Here is a 26,938-nt window from a genome sequence, read left to right on the forward strand (position 1 = left end):
ATTCCTTGCTTTGTGATTGGAGTTGCGTATTTCTTATGACACCCCAAAACATTCTGTTTGTGGACGACAGCCCTATGGTTCTGTCCCTTCTCGAACGGACATTGATGCAAGAAGCATTCATCATGCATACCGCGAATACACCTAAGGAAGCACTACAGGTGCTGAAGGAACAACCGATAGACGTAGTAGTATCCGATCTGCTTATGCCAGGTCTGGACGGGCTTAAATTTCTTCGTATGATCAAGGAAGATTATCCACATATCGTACGGATTATTTTGTCAGGTCACTTACATACGCAGTCCATTTTGGCAGCGATTAATCAAGTTGGCGTGTTCCGTTTTTTGACCAAGCCGCTAGAGCTGGATGACGATACTCTCAAGAAGATACTGGATGAAGCGCTGAGTCAGGCTCGCCTTAATCGCAGCAACATGTATGCGGATCAGAACCTCGCTTCCAATTTATCGGTATTTCTGGACAGCATTCTTAATGCACCTTATCGGCCTTATGTGCTGCTGAATGATCGGCATACCGTAATGGCTGCACACGCGGCACTTGCAGATCTGTATCCTGTAGGCAGCTCACTTCGTGATCCTGACGGTGAAGGGCTACAGCTAAGCGCTCATTCACTCTTCATACCACATGACGAACTGGAATCGTCCGATCCAGACCTTTACACCGTAGATACGCTGAATGTAGGACATCTTTCCCTACGCCTTATCCGCCTTAGCGAGATCGCTTGAGCTACGGCTGCCGCCTCTTAAGACGGCGGCGCCCCCTATTACAGTCAGGCAGACGTACATCCACAGCATGCCTGCTGTCAATAACGGATGACGAACATAACGCTTAACATTCCCCCACGTATACAGCACTGGACGGAAGAAGTACCAGCGTTCCAGTGCCTTTCGCCATCCGCCCTCCTCCGATGACATCGTCCGATCCATCACCGAGAAATAATAGGCCTTTTTGCGTAATACATCCTTCAGATATACCTTTTTCTCGTCATGATAGATTCGTGTAAATACTGCACGGCGAATAACTCCACCGGCCTCCAGATAACGCAGTGTCGGCTGGATCTCCTCGAAAGCAATCTGCTCCGCATTGAACCCACCTGTCGATTCATAGGAGCTCATCCGCCAGAAGCGTGCCGCCTCTATGGAGCGTTTTCCCAAGGTCTCTCCTGCATTATTAATTACATTGCGCTCAAAGACCTTTACCTTCGAGAAGAAGTTATCTGCCTCGGTGTACGCCTCCTCAGGAATGACTAGTGCACCGGTATCCTGGTGATCGTCAAAATACTCCACGCCCTGCTGAATCAAATTCTCCGCCAAAATCATATCCGAATCGAGTACAAGTATGTAGTCGGCGCCCAATTGCCGGGCCTCCTCGACCGCCCTCACTCGTGCGACTCCGCGCTCTCCATGAGGAAGCTCTAATACCGTAACAGGCACTGAGCTCCCCGCAGCCAGCGTGTGAATGACCTCCACCGTTCGATCTTCTGAGCCGTCATCGGCAATCACGATGTGCAGATCCTTGTAATTTTGCCCCATACAGCTTCGCAGGCATGGTTCTATGTTCCGTTCATTGTTGTACGTGGAGAAGAGAATGACCGCTTTGTCCACTCTGTTCCGCCTCCTCTATCCATTGTTCCAGCAGCTTGTCCAATGCGACTGCCGTATGATCAAAATGAAACTTCAAAGCATACTGGTACGCCCGCTCACGAATGGCCAAGTATTCTTCGCCACCCTTCGCCGCTCGTTCCATTTGCTCAGATAGTCCGCGCACATCACCATGGAAGCATAGATATCCGCTCTTTCCGAAATCCGTAGCATCTACTAGTCCAGGCGAATTGCTCACAATGCTTGGAGTCCCGACAGCTGCCGCCTCGGTAATGGTCAGCCCCCAGCCCTCACGCAAGGATGGAAATACCAGCGCATGGGCACGACTCATCAGCTCCAGCTTAAGCTCGGCAGATACGAATCCGAAGAAGGTAACATCGGCTTGCGGCTGCCCCTGCTCATCTGGCTCTCCATAAGTCAATCCATATTGCTTCATAATCGGCACTAACTGTTCCTCTACATAGGCTTTGTTTGTTTTGCCAACAATCCAGAGTACAGCATTCGGATAGTTCTTCTTAAGTCTGCCAAAGGCTTCAACGGCCAGGTCAATCCCTTTATACTTCACAAATCGTCCAGCATACATAAAGGTGGGATTCGGCTCCTTGGTCAGAAATTGGTCACGTCCCCAGTGCTCAAATTCAATCCCCTCCGGCAACAGGTGCACCTGATCCGGGTGGAACCCCAGCTTCAGCAGGTCATACCGCGTAGAGGGAGAGACTGTAAGTGTACGATCCTTCCGGGCCAGCTTAAGCATCAAGGGCTCCAAGAGATAACCAACCACATGTAACGGGAATTTGGCATTCTCGAACCAGATTTCTCTCGTTAGCTGATGGATAAAGAAGATACGCTTGGAGGACTCCACCCAGAATCGGGTAAAGAATTGGTGAGTATTCGCCTGATTCACGACATAATCAATCGCTGTGCGATGACGACGATAATAGCGCATGGCATGAACAATGACGCTCGCTATATTTCCTTTGCGAATATAGGTTACGCCGTCGATGGTTTCTTCCTCAGGCAACCCCTCGTATTGGGGCGAAAAATGGATAAAGCGAACACGAGCTTGCCGTGAACGTTTGAGCATTTCATGCGTAAATATTTCCGCTCCCCCGCTTTTAGGTGAACGAATATCACGCCAGGATAATAGTAGAACGACGGTGATGTCGTCCTGCTCACATATTGTACTCATGAAGCGACCCCCTGATCTTGATTTTGGATAAATAGAAATAGGCATCCACCACGAAGTAGAGGGCCATGGCGCCATAGACCACCAATTGCGACAGCAAGAAATCCAAAGGCTCTCTGTGAACCATATGAAAAGCACTCAGTAGCACGGCAACTCCTGCTAATAAGCCAATCATAAATTTGCGTCTACCCAGCAATACATGCATGTGGACGAAGAACAATATGATGGAGAACAGCCAGTATACCCATCCGCCCCATGGCATAAATACCTCCGCCGCTTGATACGAAGGTCCGAATAACAACGGTATGGACCACGGGAAGACATAGGTTGTGCCTACAAATACACAAATAGCTGCTGCAACCATTAAACCTGCATAAATGGCTAATAGCTTGGCAACAGCTTGACGGTCATGACCCTGCGCGCCAAGCTTCGGAATAAATGCTGCGATCAGACTGTATGAGACGTAATACACCAATTGGCTATACTTGAGCGCAATCGCATAATTGCTGGCCTGCTCAGGAAAGAAATGCTGCACGTACAGCATATCGATGGAAATGCAAAACAAGATAAACAGATTGGTCATGAGGCTATCCGTGAAATCCTGACCTAGTGCTCTCCACAGCCCGGTAGAGATACGGCCCCTGTTGTTACCGCTGAAGGATACGCTTCTAGACGAGACGAACCATCCGTGAAGCAGTGACAATAGCATCCCCCCACAGCTGGCTAGCAGCAGTGCTTCCAGCTTCAGACCCCATGCAACCAGCACAAAAAACAGGCTAAGCTTGCCGAATACCTCAATATAGTAATTCACATTAAGAGACAGCATACGTTCCCTGCCCTGCAGGCTTCCCCGACAGGAGCTGACCAGAATATGAAGCCCAACCAAGCTATACAGCATGAACATTGGAAGGGATTCGACGCCTAATACCGAACGCAGCACTGGATGAACCAGCACTAGCAGAGCCATGGACAGCACCGTGAGCAGCAAAGGAGCCTTTAGTAACAGTGTCCCTAGCAGCAGATGACGCGGCGACTCGTCCGGGCCTCCTTTGGATACCAGCTTGGCGATCATCAGTTGTAGCGATAATCCCAGAACAGACAGCAGAGCAAACAGCGCTAACAGTGCATTTGCCTGGCCATAGGCTTGTCCGGTAAGGTACCAGCTCGCAGCAATGTGGAAGAAGAAGTTGAAGCCGTTCAGCAATACGTTGAAAATAGGAAACATTAATGGACGCAATCGCTTGTGTAACGTGGTCATCTCACCCGCCGATCGAGACGCCAGATATCAATCATCGAGCGCAGGAAACGAAGCGAATCCTTCAGCACGTCGATGTGCGATCCGTCCCGGTCAATACATTTCACAGGTAATTGCAATACACGCAGCTGCAGGCGCTTGGCAATATACATCATTTGCAGATCCAGCGCGAGCCCTAGATGCTCTTTCAGATACGGGAACATCCGCTTCACAGCCACGGAGCTCATGACTTTGAGTCCTGTCTGGGAATCAATCACACCTGCTGGCAGAAACGGCCGGGAGATCGTACGTTTGCCAAAGCTGACCACGGAGCGTAATAGAGAGCGATTCTCGGCTGTCATATCCTTGGTTCCAATTACAACATCGTAGTAGCCCTGCCTAACCACGTTGATGATTCTGGCGATGTCCTCAATAAAGAAAGAGTCATCTGCATCCACGAAGACGTAGTAATCCGCGCCGATCGAGCGCATTCCTTCCAGATAAGTACCTGCCTTGCGCGTATTGCGATCCAACTCCCGGGTCTGAAGCAGTGGACTGAAGTTCGGATTGATCCGGTTGACGGACAAGTCCGTAGATGACTTTAGCGCCCGGATCAACGTATTGGTCTCATCGTGGCTGCCATCATCAATGAGATAAATGGAGCCTTCCACAATCTGACTGCGTATAAAAGCCTGCAACCGCTCGGCAAAGGTCTTAACATGCACAAAACGTTGCTCCTCGTTATACACCGACAGAATGAAGGCAATATGCTGTCCCTTTCCCGAATACTCCGGGTAGAGCAGGCTTTGGATCTCGGACAGCATCTTCTCGTTGTCGTTAGGTTGCCAGAATAACAAGCGCAAACGACCGAATCCGGTAATCTGAACCATGTGCTGGTCACTGAAGGTAGCCGTTACATCGGTTACGATTAACAGTGGCATTTCTGGAAATCTACTGCGAATCTCATTCGAGACCCGCACAGCTTCCTCTGGCTCTCTGTAGTCGATCAGACAACAGGATGCATTCTCATACGCCGTAGCTTCATCTGGGCTCTCGCATTTAACATATTCATAGAAATAAACTACGTTGGGATAATCAATAGCCCTGTTGTTATCGCTGAAAATGGCTATAGGTCCCTGCACACATAACCTCTCCTTTTTCCTCCGAATTACTATAGTGTTGATTGTTCGTCAAAGGTAGTGTTCATGCTTATACCGTTGGCAAATGAATTGCCACGATAAGACAGAATTCTACCACTCCCTCTAGTAGCTCATACCTACTCCATAGCTATGACTACCCTTCTCTTGAACTAGGCCCTTAGTGCATATTAAGCAGGTGCCTAGCTTCATTTTACAATTCGACTTTTAAGAATGTTTGTGTGAAGTCGTGAAGCTTCCTTGGCATAACTTCATATTTTCTTAACAAAATAGCTGACATGGCTTGTACTATGTGGGGAGTAGAAAAATATAAAGTATTTCACATTTTAGAAAGGGAGAGTATTCGAAATCAGTTCAACAGAACTATATAATTGGAGTTTTTTTGGCTATTAATATAGTTCCAAAGAACTAAAATATAGAGGAGTGAGGATTTTTCTTGGTTATGTACGCGGAATATTTTCATGTTGGATTTTGTAGCATGGAGAGGAATTATGATGTGGGAGAGGCATTAAAAAAGCTCCGAATCAGCTTGGGGGGCCCTTGGAGAATTTAAACGGAATACGTTCATTTTAAATTAGATTTAATGATTCTCTCTTTTTAGATAGTCCCATAATCTATTCTTCTGTGTATAGATTAGGAAATTCAATACCATCAAGAAACTTTTTACTAAAGTACATTTCTAACATTTCATAAAAGTCATTACTGATAAGTGTAAAATATAAAAACTCGCTATTACCAGCAAAATAAAATTCACCTGACTCGGAAACTAGAATTTCAATCTCACTTCTAGGAAATGCCCCTAGAGTGGTTAGCTTCTGATTGATCAAGTTTTCAAACTCGAATAATTCCTCAAGTTCAATTCCCCCATAAGAGGGATTAATAACCAAGGTGGTCAAGCAACCAGATTTGACTACTTTTGACGGGGTCTTCACAACCAAGCCCCCAAATTCCTTTAAGATATTCAAAGCTATACTACATGGATGAATATCAAGTTCTTTATAAAAACTCAAGAAAGGAGTTACGTCAACTTTTCTTCCTTCAAACCAGCCGTTCTGCATAAATAAGTTTCTAATCGACTCACTTTTAAACATAAAACCAAATCTCCTTTTTTTTACTAATTCTCATTTGCATTATAGTTATATAGGTCATCTACTGTTCCATCAAATTCTACTATTCTAGCTGTTGGCGCATACAATAATTCGCAATTATCACATGATTCCTTAAAACGATAAATTTCCTGTGCATTTTTTTCAGAAGCACTTTTGTATAAGTTGACTTATGCAGATACTCTAAATTATAGCTCTTTAGCATAAGACGGTTTGGCGTGTAACTCATATCGCTAACCTCGCCCAGCAGGTGGTACTCGCTTTGTTTGACCACTCACACCCAGTAACAGAATTAAGTAATTCCTTATTAGAAGCTATCAAGCTATCTTAAGATTTCCCATAACCTTAAAAAAGCGCTGGAATGAATCACAGCGAAATACTTGTTATAATAATTATGTTACTAATTAGCATTTGGAGGAATTAAAAGTGAAGGCATTTGAACACCATCGTTGGAATATATGTGAAATGGAAGCCATTAATATACAGCAGGAATTGGCCAAGAAAGTTATTAAAGAAGATTCTTTCAATCAAATACACTATGTTGCGGGAGTAGACGTCGCTTACAGCAAGACCAATGATAAGTTAATAGCAGCGATTGTCATTTTAGAAACAGAGACATTAAAATTGGTAGAGTCAGTTGTTATTGAAGATACAGTTCAATTTCCATATATCCCTGGATTGTTTTCATTCAGAGAACTTCCTCCAATTATTAAAGCATTTGAAAAGATAAAGACCACCCCTCAGCTAGTTGTTTGTGATGGACAAGGTCTTGCCCACCCTAGACGGTTTGGTTTAGCCTGTCATTTAGGGATTCTTTATGATATACCTACAATTGGATGTGGGAAAACTAAGCTGTTAGGCAGTTATGAAGAACCCGAACTACATAGGGGAGCCCAGTCGCCATTAATCGATAATCATGAGATCATTGGTAATGTATTAAGAACACAGAATAATATTAATCCTATCTATGTTTCTATCGGCCATCGGATATCCCTAATCACTGCATGTCATTGGATACTCAAGCTATCGCCAAAATATCGGTTGCCCGAAACGACTCGGCTTGCTGACCAGTTAGTGAAAAAAAGTATGTTACTTAGTTGAAGTTTTCTTAGATAATAAAGAGAAGATGGTCAAACTTCGCCCATCTTCTCCCGTTACTTATATTACGCACAATAATGATTATTGTCCTTATTCCACATCAAAGTAAATCTTAGTTATTAGCTAGTTCTATGAACTATGTTGTCTGATGAGGCTCTAACTTATATCGGCTTCTATATTCCGGTATTCTATCACGAACAACATTATAACCCGTATTTTCCTCACTAATTTCCCATGTTTCTGCAATATCTCCAGCTTCATTATAATTTACTGTGCTTATATAGACATTCCTAATGACAACACTTTGTGATCTTAACTGACCATTCTTATAAAACTCTTTAGCTATACCATTAATCGTATTATGATCAGTCTCATTAAATTCCTGTAACTCACCTGTGGGATAGTAAACCCTCTCAATACCAGTCTTAAACCCATCTTCCACCTCAAATTCCCAAACAAGAACTCCATTGTGATAGTCTACTACTGTTCCATTAAACGGTACTGTTTTGTTCTCATCATGAAAAAAAATATATTCCCCCGTATGAATATCATCTTCGGTAAAAAGATCACTAAAATTCACTTTTTTCATACAACCACCTCCCAATATTTGTCTTTATTAAGAAATATATCAAGATGAACTAGTTATGGCCCACGGTATTAATTCCATCTGTTAAATAGCGACAGTTTTCACAACGGATTTTTGTTACAATGTTACCCACTCCATCTGATTTATATAAATCAATATTATGCAAAAAAAGTTCCGAAATAGTTGAGTCATTAACAGGAAGGTTCGCTTCTCTTCTTGCTTTTAATACTTGATCTAATGCTCTTATTTCTGAATGAGCGGCTAATCGAGTATCAGCAACCTCAGAAAGTTTAATCTCCCCACTAGCGATCTTTAACTCATACTCTTTAACTAGATTCTTTATAATGGGGTCCGCATCATTATCTATCCATTTTTGATATTCTTGTCTCATAGTTGCATTATTTTTGAAGTTCTGTCCAAAAAAAGTTGTATTCGTTAATGGATCGTGTATACCAGATAAGCATGGCCCCATTTCTTTTTTAGAAGTGCCACTTTCCAATATTTCTCTAGCACGATTAGAGGTATCTTCAGTAAGTTCCTTTTTAATATCCTCCACACTACGCTTTTTATCGTATGAACTAATTCCCCCTGTCCCTTCAGTCCCTTTATTTCCTGATGTCCCCGAATATTCACCATTCTTAAGCGCATCGATCTGGCGCTGTCTCTCAGGTGTAATCTCCAAGTCTGGCGTTCTAGATGAATTAGAAACATTTACGTGCGGGATCTCAAGCCCATTTTCAGTTGCATATCGACGATTTAAAAGCGTATCTGAAAATCCTTGGAAACCGTTCTGTACTCCTTGAGCAAAATCCTTTGCATTTTTAGCCAAAATGTTCAGGTCTTTGTTTAAGGCTTCACCAAAATCAACAACATGCTTGCCCAGATCCTTCATCTTCTTCCCAAGCACACTGCCTGCCTCGCTGAGCTTCTCCAGCGCCTTCTGGTATCCTGCTGCCGCTTTATCCATACCTTTCGAGATCCCGGACTTAATGGAAGCTGGGCTGATCTTATTGCCAATCTTCCCAATAAAGCCGCCTAACTGCTTGGCATACTTGTTGTCCAGTGCTCCTAAGGTGAACATGCCAATCCCGGCATCCATCGCTACGGTCTTCCAGTTAATCTTCTCCCCGCGCAGCAGTTGGTCCATAATGCTCGTGAAGGCGCCTTCTGCTCCAGCCATACCCATCTTACGGGCAAATGCCGTTCCGACGGCAGCACCCGGTCCGAAGATCGCACCACTTACCGCTCCGATGAAGCTGTCCTTTAGCCCGGTCAACGCATAGTCTTTCATGTCGCTAACCTCGCCCCGGGCTATATCCGATACGGCCATCATCCCGACGCCCATAGCGCCCCCAATCAATGCACCACTGGCTACTGCTCCGATCAGGATGGGGCCCGCTCCCAGTGTTGCGACGGTCAGTGCCGCCACAGCTGCGACAGCCACGACGACTGCTAAGCCAACCAGCACATTCTTCACCAGCTTGCCCCAGTTGAACGGCGGGTCCGGCTCCGGCTCTTCGCCAAGCTCAGGCTCATCGTCGAACGGCGGATAGCTCGTCCGGTCGCTGCCGTCAGCCCACACCTTCTCGCCCAGCAGGTGGTACTCGCTCTCCACCACCAGCCCTGCTTCGCTCTCTCCGCGGTAGACCAAGATCTGGCTTTCACTGCCCAGAATGATCTGCTGCGGCGTATAGAGCTCCAGCTCCAACTCGGCGGTCATCGTCAGCTTGCCAGGACTGGTAATCTCAATCCCCGTCTCGTCGTTCAGACTGACGAGCATCGCACCCTCCGGGTCCTTTTGCAGGTTCACATGGCTCGGCGCCAGCTTCAGCTCACTACCATGCTCGGTCCCGAAGTATCGCGTATTGGTGTCGCTTGTCTTGGCAGATTCACCGCCATTCTTGCGTACCGTCCCCACAATCAGCGCACCGGAGCCCGTTGCATCCGGGTAATACAGACTTGCCTTCGTTCCGACCTGTGGCAGACAGTACATCGCACTCCCCGTCGGCGGAGCGAACGGATACCAATGCGGCTCCGCCAAGCCATCATCCTTATCAATCTCCAGGCGCAGCTGGACCTCTTCGCCGCGAACTGCCAGCACCTCGCCCTCCAGCGAAATGCCCCGCAGAAGTGGATTCCTCAACGTCGCTTGGCGAATTCCATCCGGTCGGGCCAGCACATAATGAAAATGTAAATCACCCTGCTCCAGTTCCGCTCGCAGCTCACGAATGACGAACGGCTGCTGCCGGAATTCTACCTGCTCTCCCAGCGCATACCGCTCCGAGGTGGTAAGCTCGTATTCAAAGAAATCCGTATCATGCAGCCCGGAGGACAAGCCACCTGCCAGATGATAGGCTTTAAGATTCTTGCGTGCCGTGTAGGACACGTCCTGTGGTAGCTCCCGTGATGCTCCCTCTGGCATGCCGAAGTGCAGCTTGGGACTCACTGCTTCCAATATATCACAGACGACGACAGCCTGTAAGCGGCTCGCCAGACGTTGCAACAGCTCCCAATCCGTCTCTTCATATTGCAATATCGGCTCCCCGACTGCCTCGCCGCCTCCGGTGTGATAGATCATATCACTGCCCGGATAAGCCTGCAGCACTTTCCCGATCAAGGCGCTATACGTCTGCTGCTCCTCTGGAAAAGTCCGTTTGCGCTTCTCGACATCCAGCGCATACGAAGCACTCACGCCCTCGATGGTGAGTGTATAGATCCCCTGACGGTGCGTGACCTCAACCCGTTGCACCAAGCCTTTGAACAGGCTCAGCTCCTGTTCCCCTTGCTGCGCATACACATATAACGTATCGTCGGCAGCCGCCTGCAGTGCTGCGGATACCTGCTCGCTGTCTGGGCTTGTCCCTGTCAGGCGTATGCGCCCATGCTCCCCGGTCTTCCACTGGATATGTACATGCTCTAGGTGCTGTAGGGGATATGGCGACTGTACCCGGATGTGCTCATATCCTATCATGGTGCTCCACCTCCGTTCCCCTACTCATCTTCTTGTCCAGTCGTCATGAATCCGACGTAGCCCATATACATGCACTGCTGGTAGGATTCACTGGTCAGCGCTGGCTTCCCCTCCACCCGCGTTGTTTCCTTGGTATTGTTCCATTTCTCCGGAAAGATCGGCTTGCACGGCTTGCCCGATATTTGCTGCCCCTCTTCCGACACGAGATAGATCGTCTCCGTGCTTGGATTGTCCGGATTACCACAGATCCCGAAGTAGGAAATATGCTCAGGACCGTAGTCATCCTCATTCATCATGGGCCGATCCTTCACAAAGGCTCCGTGACTTACAGGCAGATTCAGCTTGCGCTTGTGACTTCCATACTCACACGCCATACAGGCTCCGCGAACAATGTAATATTGGCTTTCCCCCATCCGATTCATGCTCCTTTCTAAGACCTCTCGGCCAGCTTTAGCTAGAGCGTTTCACATGCTGTCATCTTGAATATCCCGATTAATAGTTCTTTGATCGAATCTGATTTGATGTCTAATGCTCTCAAGAGCGTAGTCGTAGCGGAGAGCGGGGAAGACCTAGAGAAACGAAGTGTCTGCCTTTAAGCTTGCTGTTCATCCGCTTGTTATCCCATTCAAAGAACAGCAAGCTTAACAGCAGTCGACAGGGCTCCCCGCTTGCAGCGGCTTTATACTCACATTTGGTCTGGTCAAGTACTAGCGCCATCTACGTTCAGCAAAAGCAGTCCCCAATCCGTCTTTTGCTTCCTATGCACGCCTTAAGCCAGTATCCTCACCGCATACATCCTGCTATGCCTCAAGTGACTCCACTTGTAAGGGCGTAAGAGTAAGCCCGGTAAAATCCCGCCGCAACATACTCTCCGCCACATCCAGACGCACGATAAGCCGCTGCTGGCGTCCTTCCTGGATGCGAAAGATAGGATAGTCTCGAACCGCTTCCTCTTGCAACACAATTTGCCGCAATACCGTTTGGTCCATGTTCCACTCACTGGATGAGTGCAGAGCATCCACGTAGGGCAGGAAAGGCACGACGTAATTCTTCATCACCTGCTGCTCCATATCGATCAGCGCAACAGGCTTGAACACCGTGTCTCGACCATAGGCCTGCAGCATGCGCATCAGACGCTCAGACATCAGCGGCAAGGCACTTTCCAGCAGATCAAGAAAAGTACTGTTCTTGCCTGACTTCATCTTCAGCATGAGCGGTCTTGATCCCAAGTGAGCAGGCTCAAGCTGCGACAGATTCCACAGATCTACCTTGTCCGTGATGTTCTCCAGTACTGGAACATCGGTATAGCGTGGGTCCTGCTTCAGGAGGAAATAATCCATGTGCCTCGCTCCTCCTTGTCAGCATCTGCCCTCTCCGCTTGATTGATGCTCCTCTTGCCGTCCACTGTCTTCACTGATTGCTTCTCACCTTGCTCCGTTCCTTCTGGATCAAGCTCGTCTTCCAGCACCCAGCGGCATAGCGGCTCGCTTTCATCCCGGTATTCACCCGCAAAGATCGTGAAGCCTGGCTCCTTGTCCAACTTCTGCAAAGCCTCACTGTGAACCAGAAGCGGAGCCATGCTCTGCAGGAAGGACACGGCTAGATGGTGATATTTCACCGCCTCAATCTGACCGATCTGCTCCAGGTCCATGACAGTCATCCGGCGGGCATAGCCCTTGATCGTCTGCTCCCAGCGCTCCATTCGGTGCAGCAGTGGCTGGAACACAAAGTCTGCGGACCACGAGGTCGAACACTCTACTCGATCCAGCAGCCAGTGCCCATCATAGGCATCCAGACGATATACTCCTTCTCCGCCCATTAGACGGGTGCGCAGCCAAGAAATATAGAGATAGCGAATTCTCCCCTTACGCCCTTCCTGCTGCAAAGCAGTGGCTTGCTCACAGACCGCTGCCACAGCAGCCAGCAATGATGCCTCAATCTCCTCTTGCTGTGCAAAAAAGTTCTCTTCAATTTGGGGTATGTCATCCACCCAGCGCTCCAGCACATGCTCCTGCAGGAATGCCTCCAGTACTGTCTCCCGATCCATCGTCTTCATTCGATATACACCTTACCTCCGCTCAACTTCACGTCATCCATAATGTTCAGCTCTGCGCCGCCCTGCTTGAACTGGATGCCACTCATCCCTTCCATGTAGATCTTGGTGCCACTCGTCAGCTCGATGTCTTCCTCAGCCTTGAGAACGATCTTCTTATCACTAATAATCTCTATCCCGCCCTCGTCCGTCAGACGCATCAGCAGCTTGTCATTACTAATGACCTCCACGGCACCAGGCGTGAAAACGAGTTGTTTTCCGTATTTTGTACTGATACTCTTCACGGAAGGATCGCCCCGTTTGACCGGATCGGAGGAAGAGAGGTCCACCGAGCTGGCCACGAAGGCGTGCTGCTCTACCTCATCCGGGAAGTACAGCCGCACCTGGTCGCCAATCTCGGGCATGACGTACCAGCCACTTCCGTCCGGGGAGGAATAGACCGTTGAATAAGGGAACCACATCGCTCCTGCTGCCGAGGAACCCTGATCAATATCCAGGCTAATTTGCACCTGATCCTTGGCCACTTGCTTGACCTTACCGAACAGGGATACCCCGGACAGCCCAAAGGCATAGCTTGTGCGACACTTCAGCCCCTCTGCATCCCGCAGCACATAACGGCTGACCACCAGTTGGCCCTCCAAATGAGTGCGAACCTCGGCCACATAGAGCTGACGCTGACGAAATACGACCGCGCTCCCCAGCTCCAGTACAGCATGGCTCATCACTTCATAGCTCAGGGCATTGTTCTCCTGATACCCGTTCACACCGTTGCTCGACAGTATTTTATATTGCTCCAGATTTTTCTGAATCCGGTAATTGTGTTCGTCTAGCTGAACTGGCGCTCCGAGATCAGGAATCCCGATAACATATTTCAGGCCTGGCTGCATGGAGATGGGAAGCAGAGGCGCATGCAGACGAGAGGCTACTCGTTTGATAAATGCCCAGTCTGTCTCCAGATATTGCACGACCAGTTCACCGACCGCCGCTCCGCCCGAAGCCGTATCTACGACCTCGGCTCCGTCGTAGGCCGATGTGATATGCGTGAAGAGTTGGCTATACGACTGCCCCGTGTTCTGAAATGAACGACGACGCTTCTCGATGTCCATACGGAAGGTGGCGCTGACGGCTTCGATGCTCAGTTCCCGTACCCCGTTCACCACTCGCACGGAAATGTCCGTAACCATCCCCTGAAATAAAGGAACGTTGGTATCTTCATCCTTCAGGCGCACCTCGATCCGTTCATCTTCATCTGCTCGTTCCACATACTGATCCAGATTCTTCTCGGATATGACGCCACGAATGCGCAAGGTCGCATGCTCCCCTGGTTGCTTGTTCAGCTCCAGATCCAGCACATGCTCGAACGCATAGGGCTGTACCAGCAGATCGGCGCTCGTATAAATGGTCTGCGTTTTACTCATAATTCCCCTCCTTTGCCTGGCTATTGTTCCTGCTATCCATCCCATCCTTCGTTACGTTGTTGGCCTTATGTATGTCCTTGCTGTCGCGATTTCTCCCGTTCCCGGCTCCGTCCTCGGTCTCATCCCCGGCTTCTTCCGAATCCGATGTCCGTATGGAGCGTACGATCTGCACAGCAATCTCTCGCCAATCCTTATGCTGACGATATGAACAATTGAAGCTGCCCATCAGCGTCTCCCCGGATAGCTCCAGATAGAACATTAACTGATAAAGTGCCTCGTCCATACCGGGGCTTTTGAAATCGAAATAACCGATTTTTTTGCCACGCACATCCTCCACTTTCTGCTCGTAGAAGACATTGGCCGGACTCATTTTCCGCAGCATATTCTTCATTCCACTCGTCAGCTTCTCGACCCACTCATTTTGCAGCTGCTGATCCACACGATTGAAGGTAAGATTGACAGTGCCCGTCGGATTCGTCAGAACGATCTCGGGACGTTGCTCGTATGGATATTTCAGCTTTTGCATGGATAGCGGCATCGGCTGAAAGCTGTCGGGAACCAGCACCCACAAGGCCTCGTCGAAGAATGCCCGTTCCGCGAACTTGTATTCCTCATTTCCGATTCGTATGGTCCCTTGCTCAATGCTTCTCGGTTCTGTCTGCTTCTCCAGCTCCTGCATCATGGCCAAAATCTCTTCATCCTTGAATTTCACGGTCGTCTCCTCCTCTAACTTCATCTGCTTGAACTAGAGTGTGCTAGGTCCGCTCCGAGCAAAAGAGTCCTTACGATCGCTGTTAAGTCCGATTTCCGTATTGGAAGAGATGTAAAGGTTGGAAATCAGGCTTAAAGGCGAACGCTTCGCTTCTCTAGGACTTCTTTTGCTCTCCGCTTTCGCTATTTGTACAGGTTTGCTAGCCCATGTAGTCGACTGAGGCGTTTGCGTACAGGTCCTAGATTAATCCACAATCATCCGATTGCCCCCACTTTGCCCGGACCAACGCACCTGACCTCGCCCACCTCGGGATACCTCCTGTAAAATCAATACCAGCTGCCGATGCATCTCCCCGTTCGTATAATCCCGGTATTCCCCGCCACGACTGCAGAGATATTGGAGCAATGCCTCTCGCTGTACCCGCTCACTATTCAGGCAGAGCAGCGCGAAGGAGGTATCCAGCGCTTCAGCCGATCGACAACGCAGCAGTTCCGTGGCGAAGCAACTCGTTATCTCCGGTCGTAAGGTGGGCTGCTCCCAGGCAGCATAAGGAGCGCGGATTGCACTCCAGGTGTTGAATTCAGTCGCCATGTCTGCGAAGTCCTGGTAATCCGAGCGTAGTGCGGCCCCTTCCTTTAGCTTGAACCGTCCTAGCTCTATCTCATTGGCAATTGATGTGGTACCAGGCTCTGACGTTAGATTACGCGGGAAATTCACATTTTCCAGCTCCCTGACCGGGTCCCGGCTCTGACTTCTGCCACTCTCTCCGTCTGCTTCCTCCGCACCTTTCGTCAGTATAATCTCGGCCTCACGAGTCACGAAATCATGCTGTGCTTGCTGCGCGTGAAAGCGTATCTTGAGGATTGACAAGCCATTCGCTGCAGCATATGGCAGCTCATAGGCCTGCTCCAGCAGATATAAATGTCCATCATGCTTAACAATCCCCCGACCGATTATCAAATGATCGTGCTCAACAGATACCTTCATACCTGCGATGATGCCATCCGAATATTCCTCATAGCGAATGTCGAGGAAGCGGCGCGGGTAATCCCGCAGATTCTCCAGCATCTCGGTCTTGAGAATTCGCCCCTTCTCAAAGCGTGGCGACTTATTCACCAGCATGCTGTTCCCTCCTTTCCAGTGGCCTAGCTTAACAATGTCGCTTTATGCAGCCAATACCTGCTCATAGATCTTCATTTTCTGATCCACGATGTCACCAAGCTTCTGCGTCTGCTCCTGAGGAAGCTTGCGACGGAGCATGTCCACTGCCTCCATAATGCCTGTCATTTCAATCGGGATTTTCAAGCTGCTAGTACCTTCACTCAATACTAGCTGTCCGCCGAACATCCGAGCATACGCCACTTCTGTTATGTCCTCGAACATTACCGTTCTACTCTGGAACAGGCGCTGCACGGTCACACTGGATTCATTGATAATCGTCTTGCTGGTCAGATTGAGCAGCAGCTGTACACATATCAACGCAAGGCCGTAATAGATCAAATAGTTGAGATATTTCATGATTTGTTGATCCTCAGTGCTGGTCATCTCTGCCGTCAACCAAGGTAATCCTGCAAACTCCAGGAACAAAAATGCGATCAAGCCGATCAACAAAAATGCGCGCCATAGCCAGTTCCTACGCAAAATCAGCTCCCCGTTCTGCCCTCGTGGGGCAGGCTGATGAAAGCTCTTATGCATATATCTCATAAAAGAGCGTAAAAAGATGCGTTGTAATGCCAACAACATAATCCCTCCTTCTTAGTTCACATGTTCTGTTCCGCTTACACCGATCCACTTAGTGCTGATCCACTTAATATTGATTCGTTAAATACAGACCCACATGATCTATCCGCTAGCTCCTTTTCCATCTTGGGCCTATATATGTTGACGGAAGCTGCTACTTCGTACCGTCAAAAAAGTCCAGCTCCGACAGATCATTCTCAAACGGACAGAACTGCTGCACTCCAAGATGCAGCTGATCCTGAATGCGAGCCACAGGCACCACGTAGAAGCCCCAACTGCTGCCGCCTGCGAATACAAAATACTTCGTCTCCCCGTTGCGGATCGTATCCGTCTCATCCTGTGGAATATCCTCTCCGTATTGACGGGCGATCTCCTCATAAGGAAGAGGACGATATTCCTGCTTACGTTCCCGGTACACGTGGCGCTGTCGCAGCGCTCCACCGCTGGAGGTCAGGAAGAACTCTACCTCTCCGACATGGGATGGTCTGGAAATGGAGCCACGGACACGATGGCCCTCAAGACCCGTAATAAGCGGCTTCTCCTGACCAGTATGAGCCCAAGCGGACACCGTGTAGGGAATGACTGGTACATGATTCGTAATGCGAGGCTCGATCATCCCCATCTTCTTCGCATTCAGATATCGAATAGCTCCGCGAAGGCAGGCCATCTTCAGCTCAGGTACCTGACTGGAATCCTCGGCACGCTGCCTGAATTCGATGCTGCGTCCAGGCACGAACTCCTTCAGCGCTTCACGAAAGACATCAATCCGGCAGGATTGGCCTGTCAGCTTGATAATCGAGTAATGCTGCAACCGTCCCGTCATATAGAATTCGTCCAGGAACTTGCGTACGATATTATAAATATCTGCCTTCACCAGCTGCTGGATCTCCCGAATGTTGAACACGACATCTGGCAGACCATACTCATCCCGGAAGCGCCCATTTTCCAGCACCGAGACCAGCCAGCCCTCCATCACCGAGATGTTCAGATCGGTCTCTCGTGACGCAATGTGCTCTGATTCGAAGCGGCTACGCAGCACCCCGGTCCGCAGGAAGAACTCCCGTTTCATATTCTCGGCCGCACTCCATAGCAAGTGGAAATTCCCAAGCACACGCTGGTACTCCTCCCGCGTCGCATGCTCGTAATGCTTGAAGGCCGTAGGCACAATCGCTTCTGCCTCCTGGTAGCGTGCCTCCAGATTCGCATACACTGCCTCCACACCATACTCGTCTACATAGCGATACAGATCACCCGACGGTATTCCGATGAGCTGATCAATATCCGTATCCGGCAGCCTCGTCTCTGTCGCGTAATAGCCTGCGATCACAATCTTGATGAACTGCATAATCCGATAGGTCAGATTGTTACCGCCAAAATTCGTATCCCCATTCTCATAGGTCGTGTGAATATCAAGCTTGTAGGCGATTCTGCCGTCTTCGATACGGAAGCGACAGGAGGACATATCCGTCGTTCCACCCCCGCAATCCAGCACAAGCGCCTGATATTCTGCACCATCGGCAAAGGTTCCCTTATCCATCTGCTCGGCAAGCGTGTTATATAGCACCGCCAGCCCTTCATCCAACGCATCCTCGGCTTCAATATGATAATCCGGCAGGATGTCTGTAAACATCGTGATGAATTGGGGCTTAAGCTTCACGGGTGTCGTGAAATGAAGATGCCTGAATCGGCATTTGAATTGCTGCTCAGCGGCGGCAACCACATAGCGGACGAATGATGCCAGAATCTCGCTGCGGGGGGCCGTTGCCGTATTGCCTTCAGCATCCATCAGTTCCTCGATCTTCTCGTAATCATTCACCCAGCGCTTGATGCCCCGTATTACGGTTGCTTTGCTGCCTGACACACCGCCGGAGCGCAACGCTTCTTCGCCGAATTCATATACAATATGCTCTGGATTCGAGCAATCGGCGACTCTGACTGCTGTTGGTAGCACCTCAATCCATGCACCATCCTTCCCACCACGTCCGGGAAAGACTACATAATTAATGGCATTCAGCTTGACACGGGCAGCAGAGGGATTGGATACATACGAATGATCCAGGTAAGCGCCTGCCGTCGTATTACTGGTTCCGAAGTCAATAGCGAGAATCGCATCCGTTGCCTCCGTGCCACGAATGGATAGCTCTGCAACAGGGACGCGTACACCGTGCAGATTAAGAGGCAGTAGTGGCCTGTTATCGTAATAGGCCCTGTACATATACTCTGAATCCTGCCTGCGCAGGAACCAGAGGCTATAGTTCTGGTTCGCTGTACGCCGCAGCTCCGCGTCGCTATCCCGCTCCAGATAGTACACACCGTTGCGCTGCTGATCCTTTACCAGATTAAGAATACCGCAGAGCTCGCCTGTCGCATTGGTCAGCAGCACATTGGATTCACCAAGCCAAGGCAGCTCGGATTCGATCCGAACCTGATCCAGTCGTCCCAGTGTGACCCCTTCATATAAAGTGATCTTCGCCGGTACTCTGATTCCCTCGCTAGGCTGTTGACTGGCATTGCCGTATTTGCGCAGGACCGTCTCCAGTCGCTCGAACCCACCGGGTTGGTGACGAGTGATATAGAGACGCTCCTCCGCATTGCGGAATCTGAGAATCATCCGGATTAGCTCGTCTCTAGACAGACGTTTTGCAAGGCCCTCCACCAGACGCTCCTTCTCACAAATGCTCCGTAGCTGGAAGCTTGTCATTTGCTCCAATTCCGCACTTGTATATTTGACGGCAGGGCGGACCTGTTCAGGTTCCTTTGTATGGTGGAGGCGATATGTATATGGTCCGTTCATCATGTCACAAGTCCTTTCTCTCCTGCTTGCCTTACTCTCCAGCTAATCAGTACAAAGAAATCGCATCCTGCTTCATCGTGTCATCCTCACCGACAATGCCGAAATGATGGCTCCAATAGATGCGCAGGTCAAATCGCGCAGGCAGAAATAAATCCAGCAGCAGCTCCACCTTGGTGCGATTCGAAATATTCTCCTCCTGACCGATATAGATCAGTAGCTCATCCCGGTCGTGGCAATGAGCATAGATAATGGAGCGTGGAAAGATCCGGCGCAGGGTCTGCTTCAGTAAGTGGACAGCCTCTCCTGTCTCGTACAGTCGCAGCAAGCCTTCGGCTATTGCATCCTGCTCATGGTCATCCAATTGCGCATAATGCTGCTGAATCCGCTCGCCGAAAATACCGTTCAACAGATCACGGCGCACGAACCGGATATGATACTCACGCCGATTCATACCCTGCATCAGATCTGCCTCAGCCAGAAAATGAATTACGACATCGAACAGCGTCTCCCGAAGCTCCGCATAGCCTGCATCGTCAGCAGGGAATAAATCACGAAATATCGCGTAGAATCGATAATACGGATTAATCTCTACGACCTGCTCCGGTACGGTCGCATTCAGATCCTCTAGACTCAGCTCCATATAAGGAGAAAAGCTGACCGCTGGCACAAAGCGCAGCCGACTGTCGTCCATCTGCTCCTTCCTTGCCTTGAGCAGCACATCCCAGATGTAATTCACGTCCATTCCCCTTCGCACTTGTATTCGGGAAAATGCATCTGAACCTCAGATACGAGGAAGCTCATCAGATCTGACAGTAGATAATAAGGCACACTGAGCGCTGCCTCGCTCCGCTGGAAGCTGAGCATCATCACCTGCTTGCCTTGCTCGGAACGCACATTATCACTCATGAACGGGTTCAACGCGTAGGTACGTGTCAAGCCACGATGCCCTTCCTCATGTTGGGCGTTGCCCATATCAACACTCCGAATGCCTTGGCTGACTATACTGTCGTCCATAGAGCCTCCATGGTCTGCTGAAGCATTCACAGACCTGTAGCCCGTGCTATTATTGCTGGACTCTGACACGAATCTTCCCGTAGCTATCCGCTCTGGTGGAAGGATTCGCACCCCTGTCAGACTCAAGCCTTGGGCAGCCTCGAACGAGTTCACGATGCGTGCAATCTCGGCCTTCGCTCGCACCGATACGGCCTGCTTGCTGGCATAGCGTCCGATGAAGCTGTCCTGCCGCTTGTTCGAGACCATCGGGTAGGTGTACCTGCTGAGGCGCGCAGTCATCGGCTTGGTGACCTTCAACACCTTCCACAGGCCGGATTTTTCGAGAGGTGTGACAATCGTCAGCTCCTCTGCTGATCTTTTCACATAACGGATATCCTCCGCCGCCGCATGAATCAGATAGCCATGCTCTGTACCCGTCTTACGCAAGGACAGCACATGCTCAAAGTTCACCCGATCCATGGCTGGAACCGGAAACCCCGTATTCTTCAGCTCCAGGCGCTCAATATTCCACAATGGAATGAGGTCAAGCCGTTTATACGGTTCGTAGTCTCCCAGCGAGACGAGAATCTCCCGAATCTCCTCATGGGGAGAGGGCTCTCCTTCTCCGCCAATCAGTATGCAATCCACAAATTTGTAGGCATAAGGGTGATGAATGGTCTTCCAGGGGATCCCGTTTTGCAGGAAGATATGGTACAGGTTCTCGATCTCTGTCACATAATCCACATTGCGCTTCAGCTTGATGGCGAGGGGGTAACGCCCCTCATCCGTGATCAGCGTTCCTTCAAACGTCACATTACTGTCCAGCAGCTCCTGAATCCGTTCGGTCTCCAACTCCAGAAATACACTGAATAGACGTAGCTCGCCGCCTTCCCGCACGACGGAGGCCACACCGCTAATGTCTAGCTGCCGCGGCTCTGCATCTGCAGGAAGCACCGGATAGAGGAATTCGTGAATCGGATCGTAGTCTTCGCGGGAGCTAAGTGATACATGGACATCGAATTTCTCCTCCGTATTCTCCAATTCCTCGAAGACTCGCTCCTCCAGCTTGCGAATCATCTCCTCCTGATACTCCACGAGATGCAGGAATACGCCACTCATCATATCCTTGAGCAGACGACGCTGCTCCAAATCCTCCATCTTGCCAAGTCGCTCCTGTACCAGCTCCTTCACCCGATAGGCCTCCTTTCGTAATTAAAGATTGTACAGGCGCTTCGCCTCTGCAGATGACTAATTATCCACAGCAGCTTGATTGTCCGAAGCTGCCTGCTTGCCACCTGTTTCCCCGGTACCCGTGGTTCCAGAATCGCCCGACTCATTCTGAGCCCCGGACGTCTGACCCGTTCCCGTTTGAGCAGGTCCGTTACTGGCAGCAGATGCAGCCTGTGCTCCCAAGTCCTGTGACCCGGCACCCGGACTTGCCGCTACATCGAGTCCAACTCCTGCATCCATAGACATGGCCTGACTTGCAGCACTGGCCTTGTCCTCGGCCTTGGCAATACTGCGCTCCATCGCCAGCACACTTTCCAGCTTGCCAATCTCCTGATAGATTTCCTGCGCCTTCGCGTAGGCATCCACCGCTCCTGCATAGTCCTCGGACTTCAACAGCCGCTCGGCCCTGGCCTCCAGCTTGCCCGCCTGGATCTCCTTGACCTCCTGATTGATTGCCTTCAGCTTACCCTCCGTATCGGCGAGCTTCGTCTGCAACTCCTTCTGCGCCGCCGTATACTCCGTCTCCGTAGCTGCAAGATTCGCTTGCTGGTATAGCTCAAGTGCCTCCTGATAGCTGCCGCCCTGGAATTTCAGGTCGGCTTCCTTCTGCAGCGCTGCTACCTTGGCGAAGCCATCCAACTGGTCAATCTTCTTTTGAATGTCCTCGCCTTGAAATGGTGGATACAGGGCCGAATCCTTCAAGGCTTTTTCATAGCTCGACTTGGCCTTCTCGAAATCCCCATCTGCTGCATATTCATCTCCGTCCACCAGCGTCTGCGAGACCTTCTGCTCTTTGCCATACAGATTTCTGTGTACCTTGTCATTAATCTTGATCGCCGCATTTCGGGCTTCACTATAGGATTTGACTGCCTTCAAATAATCGCCGTTGCGAGCGTATTCATCACCCTGAAGAGCAGACTCAACCATATCCTCCAGTGCCTGGGCTTTCTGCGCAGCCTGTCTGATCGCCATATATGTAGCACCACCACCCAGGAGCAAGAGGACGACGAGCGCAATGGCAATTCGTTTGATCAGCTTACGCACATCCCGTTTCTTTTCCTGAAATATTTTATTAACGTAGATCGCTGCCGCTGTATAGTTGTTGACCACCCGCTGCTGTTTGCTCAGCAGTACCTCCTCCAGCGTGTCGGTCATTTCTGTCGCATCCTTTGATTGCTCAAGCGCTCCCAGCATTTCTGCCAGTTCTACGCCCTCCCACATCCCTGGTGTAGCTAACAGAAGCACATCCCCGTCAGCTAGCTGTGACTTCTTGGAGAAGGTGCCGTGAATCCGCCCCGGCTTACCCACATATTCCAGCAGATTGCCACGCTCCTCATGCGTGCTGGTCGCTTCCTCCGGGATGCGTCCATCATCAGCCATCGACTGGGCCAGACTATGATCCTTACTGCGAAAATTCAAGCGTCCTGCACGAAAATGGTACAATCGCACATGACCGCAGGAGACGTAGACCATTTTGTTGTAATTGGTAACAATCATCAGCAGACTCGTCTTCAATCGAACTCTCCTGCTCTCGAATTGCAGCCATTCCTGAGCCTCCTGCAGAGCACGAGCCATACGCCGCCTTGACATGGAGGGCTTCTCCATGAAGTTCTCCAGCATCGTCTTGACTGCCATCTCGGCGCTTCGCAGCTCCTGATCCGAGTCAAGTCCATCAGCCAGCACGTAGCAGGCCATATCATCCAGCTCGATATAGGCAAAATAATCTCGGTTATCCAGATATGAGCCAGCCTCGGATACGAAGGCGGTCTGAAAATCACTGTTCTCCTTGCGCATGTATACCTCCGTCTTTCAGCTCAGCATTGCATCATCTGAAGCGAGCATCCATGAGAATGGATTGGAGCCCCCAGTCGAATCGATGCAAAATGCTCACCTAGCTGTCTCTTCACCCACCACTTAGCAGAATGACCGTAGCATTATCTTGATGCTTCAGCCCCTTGCGGTGTACAGCCTCAATGATCTGCTCCGCGCTGTCCTGCGGTGGCAGTCCCTTACGCATAATTGTCTCTAGCTCAATTTCCGTTAACGCTTCATGAATGCCATCGCTGCATACCAGCACATGATCACCTGGAAGGAGCTCAAGCGGTGTATCCGCAATCTCCATACTGCTGAATCCCTCATACCCCAAATAGTTGATGAGATGGTAACGGACCGGGCTGTCCTTTGCTTCCTCAGCCGTCATCTGTCCAGCCAGCACCTTCTCTTCCAGCAGCACCTCAGCTGTATGCTTGGAATTGACAGGTACGAACTCCCCGTTCCGGTAAATGGTAATCATGCTGTCACCCACTGCACCGTAATACAGCTTGTTCTCGACCAGTACCACGACGGCAAGCGTTGTGCCCCCCCCTTGACCATTCAGCTGCTGCAAGATATTGCGATTCACGACCCCTGCAGTCCGATCAAGATAGGTTATGATCTCCTCCGGTCTTGTCACCTTGGCGTATTCTTTCATGAATGTGGTCACCGCGAGCGTGCTCGACATTCGGCCATTCGCCATGCCGCTGATTCCATCAGCGACAAGCGCCAGCGTGCCTACCGGGGTGGTCATGCTGGCAAAGTAATCGTCCTGCTCACTCCGACTGCCGATTGTCTGACCATTCCCGATCTGTACGCCACTCTCCTCGACTGGAGGCGTCTGCTTCGGCCTGCTTCGCGCTATGCTCCAGCGCAGCAGCAGCAGTACCAGAATCAGCACGCCTGCAATCAGAACCACGGTATATGGACTTAATCCCTGCAATTCCTGCACGATCTCACTTCCGTCCTAATTGTTGTTCTCCCATTCAAAATGAGGGCCGCAGAGCGGAATGAATATGAATTTGCTTCGCCCAAGCTGAATGACATCATAGGCGGCTAGCTCGGCCGGAGAGTAGACCGCTTCGTTGTTGTGATAAGCCAGCCCCGAGGAATCTCCCGGCAGCAGGTAGAAATTGCGTTTCTTGGGATCGTAGACGATCACGGCATGATTTTTGCGGGAAATGGTATTGTCACCAATGACGCGGATGTGCATTTCCTCAGCCCGGCCAATGAAATTCTTCTCAGCCATAATCCGGTAATCCTGACCGATCTGAGCACCTTCTATGCATACCAGCCAGCCTGTGACCGGGTGAATGCCCACCGTCTCGCCAAGATACGGCATCGTCTTGTCTTCTCCACCAGGGGCACCCTGATTTTGGCGCAATGGCTCGGCTGGGGGTGCCTGATTCACCACCGAATTGCAGTAAGGGCACGTGGTTCCATGCTTTCGTGTGCTGAACATGTGTCCATTGGGGCATCTTGTCAAACTCATCTTCGTATCCTGCTCCTGTCTATCTCAGATATGTGTTTACTTGATCAACAAGCGGGTATTCGCGATGAACAGCAGATCTCCAGGGTGGATTGGCCGTGGCTCTCCACTCTCCAGCTTATCTGTCAGACTGCTGTTTGCCTCGCGTAGTCCTGTACCGTTTGCCGAATCGGTATCCTCAACGAACCATTTCTCACCCACCCGGTTTAATACGGCATGCTCACTGCTGATCAGCGAGGCATACTCACTGTCTGACAGATCAATATCCACTTCGCTGCTGGCGTGTATCTTTCCGATCAATAATGCGGTCTCGCCCTGGATATACCACTCCTTGACGGGCTCCCCCTCATCGTCCAACTGTACGAGCTTGGAGACTACCCGCTTCTCGGGCTTGGGGGCAGGTACTACTGTAACCATACTACCTACGAGATAGACCAGCGTGCAGAGTATGGCACCGGTAGCCACCCCGATCTTAAGACCAACATAGCCTGATCTGAAAAAGGTATAAAACGTTACAGCTGCCAGCAGTACGAACACAGCGATATCCAGTCCTATAATCCATCTGCTCCTGCTTGCTTGCACTGATTGCTTCCTCCATCTCTACTGTGCTCGTCGGCAGCTTCCCGTAAGTCCCTCTGCTGCTTCAACGTCGCTTCAGTTGCTACACTATTGCTATACCATCTGCCCGATGCTATGGATATTAACCTTGCATCAGGATCAGACACCGCCTGCTATCGTTTGCCAAAATAGCGGTTGAACAGGTCGGACACATCCATCGGGTTCGCTTCCTTCTTGGGAGCCTTCTTACCTGGAGTACCCTCGCCCGTCTTCGGATTAAAGCCGAAGAAGCGTTCAAAATCCACCTGCGTATTTCCAGGGTTGAAATCCGGCGCCTTCGCACGACTATCCGACTTCACGCCCGCCTTCTCCTCACGCTCCTGGTGTGGGCTACCCTTGAGCTTGGCATCGTATGCCTGCCGCGATGCTTCGTCACGCAGGGCCTCATAGGCTTCGTGTATCTGCTTGAACCTGCGTGCCGCTTCCGGGCTTCCCTGATTGGTATCCGGATGATAGCGCTTGGCCAACTGACGGTAGGCCTTCTTGATCTCCGCCGCCGAAGCACCCCGGCTGACACCGAGCAGCTCATAGTAATTGTCCATATGAATTGTCTACTCCCTCTCTGTCATTGGTCATCATGCTGTATACTCGGCAATACAACATGAGAGGCCTTGCGGCCTCTCATGTTATCGCCTTCCGGCTGAGCTTGCTTATACCGGATAACCGCCGTCAATGGTTGCCAGCTCGGTTTTGTCCTTCTTCTGTTTGATGTACAACGAGAAGGTACCTACACCCTCTTCATCTCCGAAGCTTTCGTTGTAATCTACAACGAATGCATTCGGGAAGTAGATTTTACGAACCACTTGGTCCGCAGCGATGACTTCCAGCGTAGCTTTACGGTAGCAATCCGCCTTCTCGGCAGGAACGAGCGACCACAAGGCCAGCTTCATCGTATCGTCTGCACTGTCACCGTCTGTAGCTGTGATGATCTTGCCGCTGATGCGCAGCGTAGAGCCGACATCTGTGGAACGGGCATTGGAATCATCTGGTGTGTCTGTGTCATAGACAACGGTCTTGATGTTGTCCAAGCCCAGCTCAATTGTTTCTTGACCTTCAACCTTCAATCTGAATCCCATGTGTTTGGCCTCCTTGATTCTCTTCGTTAAATGGATGTGAGCGGAAGGA

At 50.1% G+C, this 26,938-nt stretch carries 25 protein-coding genes; 2 read left to right on the plus strand and 23 right to left on the minus strand.

Annotated features, from left to right (window positions below; all coding sequences use genetic code 11):
• The first annotated feature begins 35 nt into the window (after positions 1 to 35).
• Positions 36 to 740: a response regulator gene (locus tag MKX74_RS20150; protein WP_341179613.1), complete on the plus strand. Its 705-nt coding sequence runs from the start codon at positions 36 to 38 to the stop codon at positions 738 to 740.
• On the opposite strand, the gene MKX74_RS20155 is transcribed toward MKX74_RS20150, so the two are convergent.
• The 5 genes from MKX74_RS20155 to MKX74_RS20175 form a co-directional block, all read right to left on the minus strand.
• Complete coding sequence (locus MKX74_RS20155; protein ID WP_341179614.1) at positions 708 to 1,619, minus strand: glycosyltransferase family A protein; 912 nt, start codon at positions 1,617 to 1,619, stop codon at positions 708 to 710. The genes MKX74_RS20150 and MKX74_RS20155 overlap by 33 nt on opposite strands.
• On the minus strand, positions 1,579 to 2,805 hold the full coding sequence (locus MKX74_RS20160) for a glycosyltransferase family 4 protein (protein WP_341179615.1): 1,227 nt from the start codon (positions 2,803 to 2,805) through the stop codon (positions 1,579 to 1,581). Before MKX74_RS20160 ends, MKX74_RS20155 begins: the two co-directional genes overlap by 41 nt.
• Positions 2,789 to 4,027 carry a transporter gene (locus MKX74_RS20165; RefSeq protein ID WP_341179616.1) on the minus strand — a complete coding sequence of 413 codons (1,239 nt, stop codon included), beginning with the start codon at positions 4,025 to 4,027 and terminating at the stop codon, positions 2,789 to 2,791. Before MKX74_RS20165 ends, MKX74_RS20160 begins: the two co-directional genes overlap by 17 nt.
• A gap of 29 nt (positions 4,028 to 4,056) precedes the next feature.
• Positions 4,057 to 5,178 (minus strand): glycosyltransferase, encoded by a 1,122-nt coding sequence (locus MKX74_RS20170; RefSeq protein ID WP_018885057.1) that lies wholly within the window; start codon positions 5,176 to 5,178, stop codon positions 4,057 to 4,059.
• Positions 5,179 to 5,807: 629 nt separating this feature from the next.
• Positions 5,808 to 6,284: an SUKH-3 domain-containing protein gene (locus MKX74_RS20175; protein WP_018885058.1), complete on the minus strand. Its 477-nt coding sequence runs from the start codon at positions 6,282 to 6,284 to the stop codon at positions 5,808 to 5,810.
• A gap of 480 nt (positions 6,285 to 6,764) precedes the next feature.
• On the opposite strand from MKX74_RS20175, the gene nfi reads away from it, so the two are divergent.
• Positions 6,765 to 7,400 (plus strand): deoxyribonuclease V, encoded by a 636-nt coding sequence (gene nfi, locus MKX74_RS20180; protein ID WP_051091134.1) that lies wholly within the window; start codon positions 6,765 to 6,767, stop codon positions 7,398 to 7,400.
• Positions 7,401 to 7,533: 133 nt separating this feature from the next.
• Here nfi and MKX74_RS20185 read toward each other — a convergent pair whose 3' ends face one another.
• From MKX74_RS20185 to MKX74_RS20270, 18 genes are all read right to left on the minus strand, one after another.
• On the minus strand, positions 7,534 to 7,986 hold the full coding sequence (locus MKX74_RS20185; protein WP_341179617.1) for a hypothetical protein: 453 nt from the start codon (positions 7,984 to 7,986) through the stop codon (positions 7,534 to 7,536).
• Positions 7,987 to 8,035: 49 nt separating this feature from the next.
• Positions 8,036 to 10,954: a hypothetical protein gene (locus tag MKX74_RS20190; protein ID WP_341179618.1), complete on the minus strand. Its 2,919-nt coding sequence runs from the start codon at positions 10,952 to 10,954 to the stop codon at positions 8,036 to 8,038.
• A 20-nt stretch (positions 10,955 to 10,974) separates the two neighbouring features.
• The gene (locus tag MKX74_RS20195; protein ID WP_341179619.1) at positions 10,975 to 11,376 is read right to left on the minus strand and encodes a DUF4280 domain-containing protein; all 402 of its coding nucleotides are present in this window, start codon (positions 11,374 to 11,376) and stop codon (positions 10,975 to 10,977) included.
• Between the two features lie 378 nt (positions 11,377 to 11,754).
• On the minus strand, positions 11,755 to 12,294 hold the full coding sequence (locus MKX74_RS20200) for a hypothetical protein (RefSeq protein ID WP_028590062.1): 540 nt from the start codon (positions 12,292 to 12,294) through the stop codon (positions 11,755 to 11,757).
• A complete protein-coding gene (locus tag MKX74_RS20205; protein WP_341179620.1) occupies positions 12,276 to 13,010 on the minus strand; it encodes a hypothetical protein in 735 nt (244 codons plus the stop codon). Before MKX74_RS20205 ends, MKX74_RS20200 begins: the two co-directional genes overlap by 19 nt.
• Positions 13,007 to 14,425 (minus strand): hypothetical protein, encoded by a 1,419-nt coding sequence (locus MKX74_RS20210; protein ID WP_028590061.1) that lies wholly within the window; start codon positions 14,423 to 14,425, stop codon positions 13,007 to 13,009. The genes MKX74_RS20205 and MKX74_RS20210 overlap by 4 nt, the downstream gene beginning before the upstream one ends.
• Positions 14,418 to 15,137 (minus strand): hypothetical protein, encoded by a 720-nt coding sequence (locus MKX74_RS20215; protein ID WP_028590060.1) that lies wholly within the window; start codon positions 15,135 to 15,137, stop codon positions 14,418 to 14,420. The genes MKX74_RS20210 and MKX74_RS20215 overlap by 8 nt, the downstream gene beginning before the upstream one ends.
• 243 nt (positions 15,138 to 15,380) lie before the next feature.
• A complete protein-coding gene (locus tag MKX74_RS20220; protein WP_341179621.1) occupies positions 15,381 to 16,259 on the minus strand; it encodes a DNA and RNA helicase in 879 nt (292 codons plus the stop codon).
• Between the two features lie 42 nt (positions 16,260 to 16,301).
• Positions 16,302 to 16,874, minus strand: coding sequence for a hypothetical protein (locus MKX74_RS20225; RefSeq protein WP_133569413.1), 573 nt, complete (start codon positions 16,872 to 16,874; stop codon positions 16,302 to 16,304).
• A gap of 157 nt (positions 16,875 to 17,031) precedes the next feature.
• Entirely contained in the window at positions 17,032 to 19,671 is a 2,640-nt protein-coding gene (locus MKX74_RS20230; RefSeq protein WP_341180621.1) for a molecular chaperone, read from the minus strand.
• Between the two features lie 46 nt (positions 19,672 to 19,717).
• Positions 19,718 to 20,407: an iron-dependent peroxidase gene (locus MKX74_RS20235; protein ID WP_341179622.1), complete on the minus strand. Its 690-nt coding sequence runs from the start codon at positions 20,405 to 20,407 to the stop codon at positions 19,718 to 19,720.
• A complete protein-coding gene (locus MKX74_RS20240) occupies positions 20,404 to 21,855 on the minus strand; it encodes a normocyte-binding protein (protein WP_341179623.1) in 1,452 nt (483 codons plus the stop codon). The genes MKX74_RS20235 and MKX74_RS20240 overlap by 4 nt, the downstream gene beginning before the upstream one ends.
• Before the next feature lie 57 nt (positions 21,856 to 21,912).
• The gene (locus MKX74_RS20245; RefSeq protein WP_341179624.1) at positions 21,913 to 23,688 is read right to left on the minus strand and encodes a PP2C family protein-serine/threonine phosphatase; all 1,776 of its coding nucleotides are present in this window, start codon (positions 23,686 to 23,688) and stop codon (positions 21,913 to 21,915) included.
• Between the two features lie 109 nt (positions 23,689 to 23,797).
• On the minus strand, positions 23,798 to 24,661 hold the full coding sequence (locus MKX74_RS20250) for a PP2C family protein-serine/threonine phosphatase (protein WP_051289737.1): 864 nt from the start codon (positions 24,659 to 24,661) through the stop codon (positions 23,798 to 23,800).
• Positions 24,662 to 24,673: 12 nt separating this feature from the next.
• Complete coding sequence (locus tag MKX74_RS20255; RefSeq protein WP_025680709.1) at positions 24,674 to 25,198, minus strand: FHA domain-containing protein; 525 nt, start codon at positions 25,196 to 25,198, stop codon at positions 24,674 to 24,676.
• 36 nt (positions 25,199 to 25,234) lie between these two features.
• Positions 25,235 to 25,777 (minus strand): FHA domain-containing protein, encoded by a 543-nt coding sequence (locus tag MKX74_RS20260; RefSeq protein ID WP_341179625.1) that lies wholly within the window; start codon positions 25,775 to 25,777, stop codon positions 25,235 to 25,237.
• A 149-nt stretch (positions 25,778 to 25,926) separates the two neighbouring features.
• The gene (locus tag MKX74_RS20265) at positions 25,927 to 26,355 is read right to left on the minus strand and encodes a J domain-containing protein (protein ID WP_028590052.1); all 429 of its coding nucleotides are present in this window, start codon (positions 26,353 to 26,355) and stop codon (positions 25,927 to 25,929) included.
• 108 nt (positions 26,356 to 26,463) lie between these two features.
• Positions 26,464 to 26,889, minus strand: a complete 426-nt coding sequence (locus MKX74_RS20270) for a hypothetical protein (protein WP_018884669.1) — start codon at positions 26,887 to 26,889, stop codon at positions 26,464 to 26,466.
• Positions 26,890 to 26,938 lie beyond the last annotated feature (49 nt).

Origin of the sequence: Paenibacillus sp. FSL K6-1230 (assembly GCF_038002385.1) — a bacterium.
Taxonomy (GTDB): Bacteria; Bacillota; Bacilli; order Paenibacillales; family Paenibacillaceae; genus Paenibacillus; species Paenibacillus massiliensis.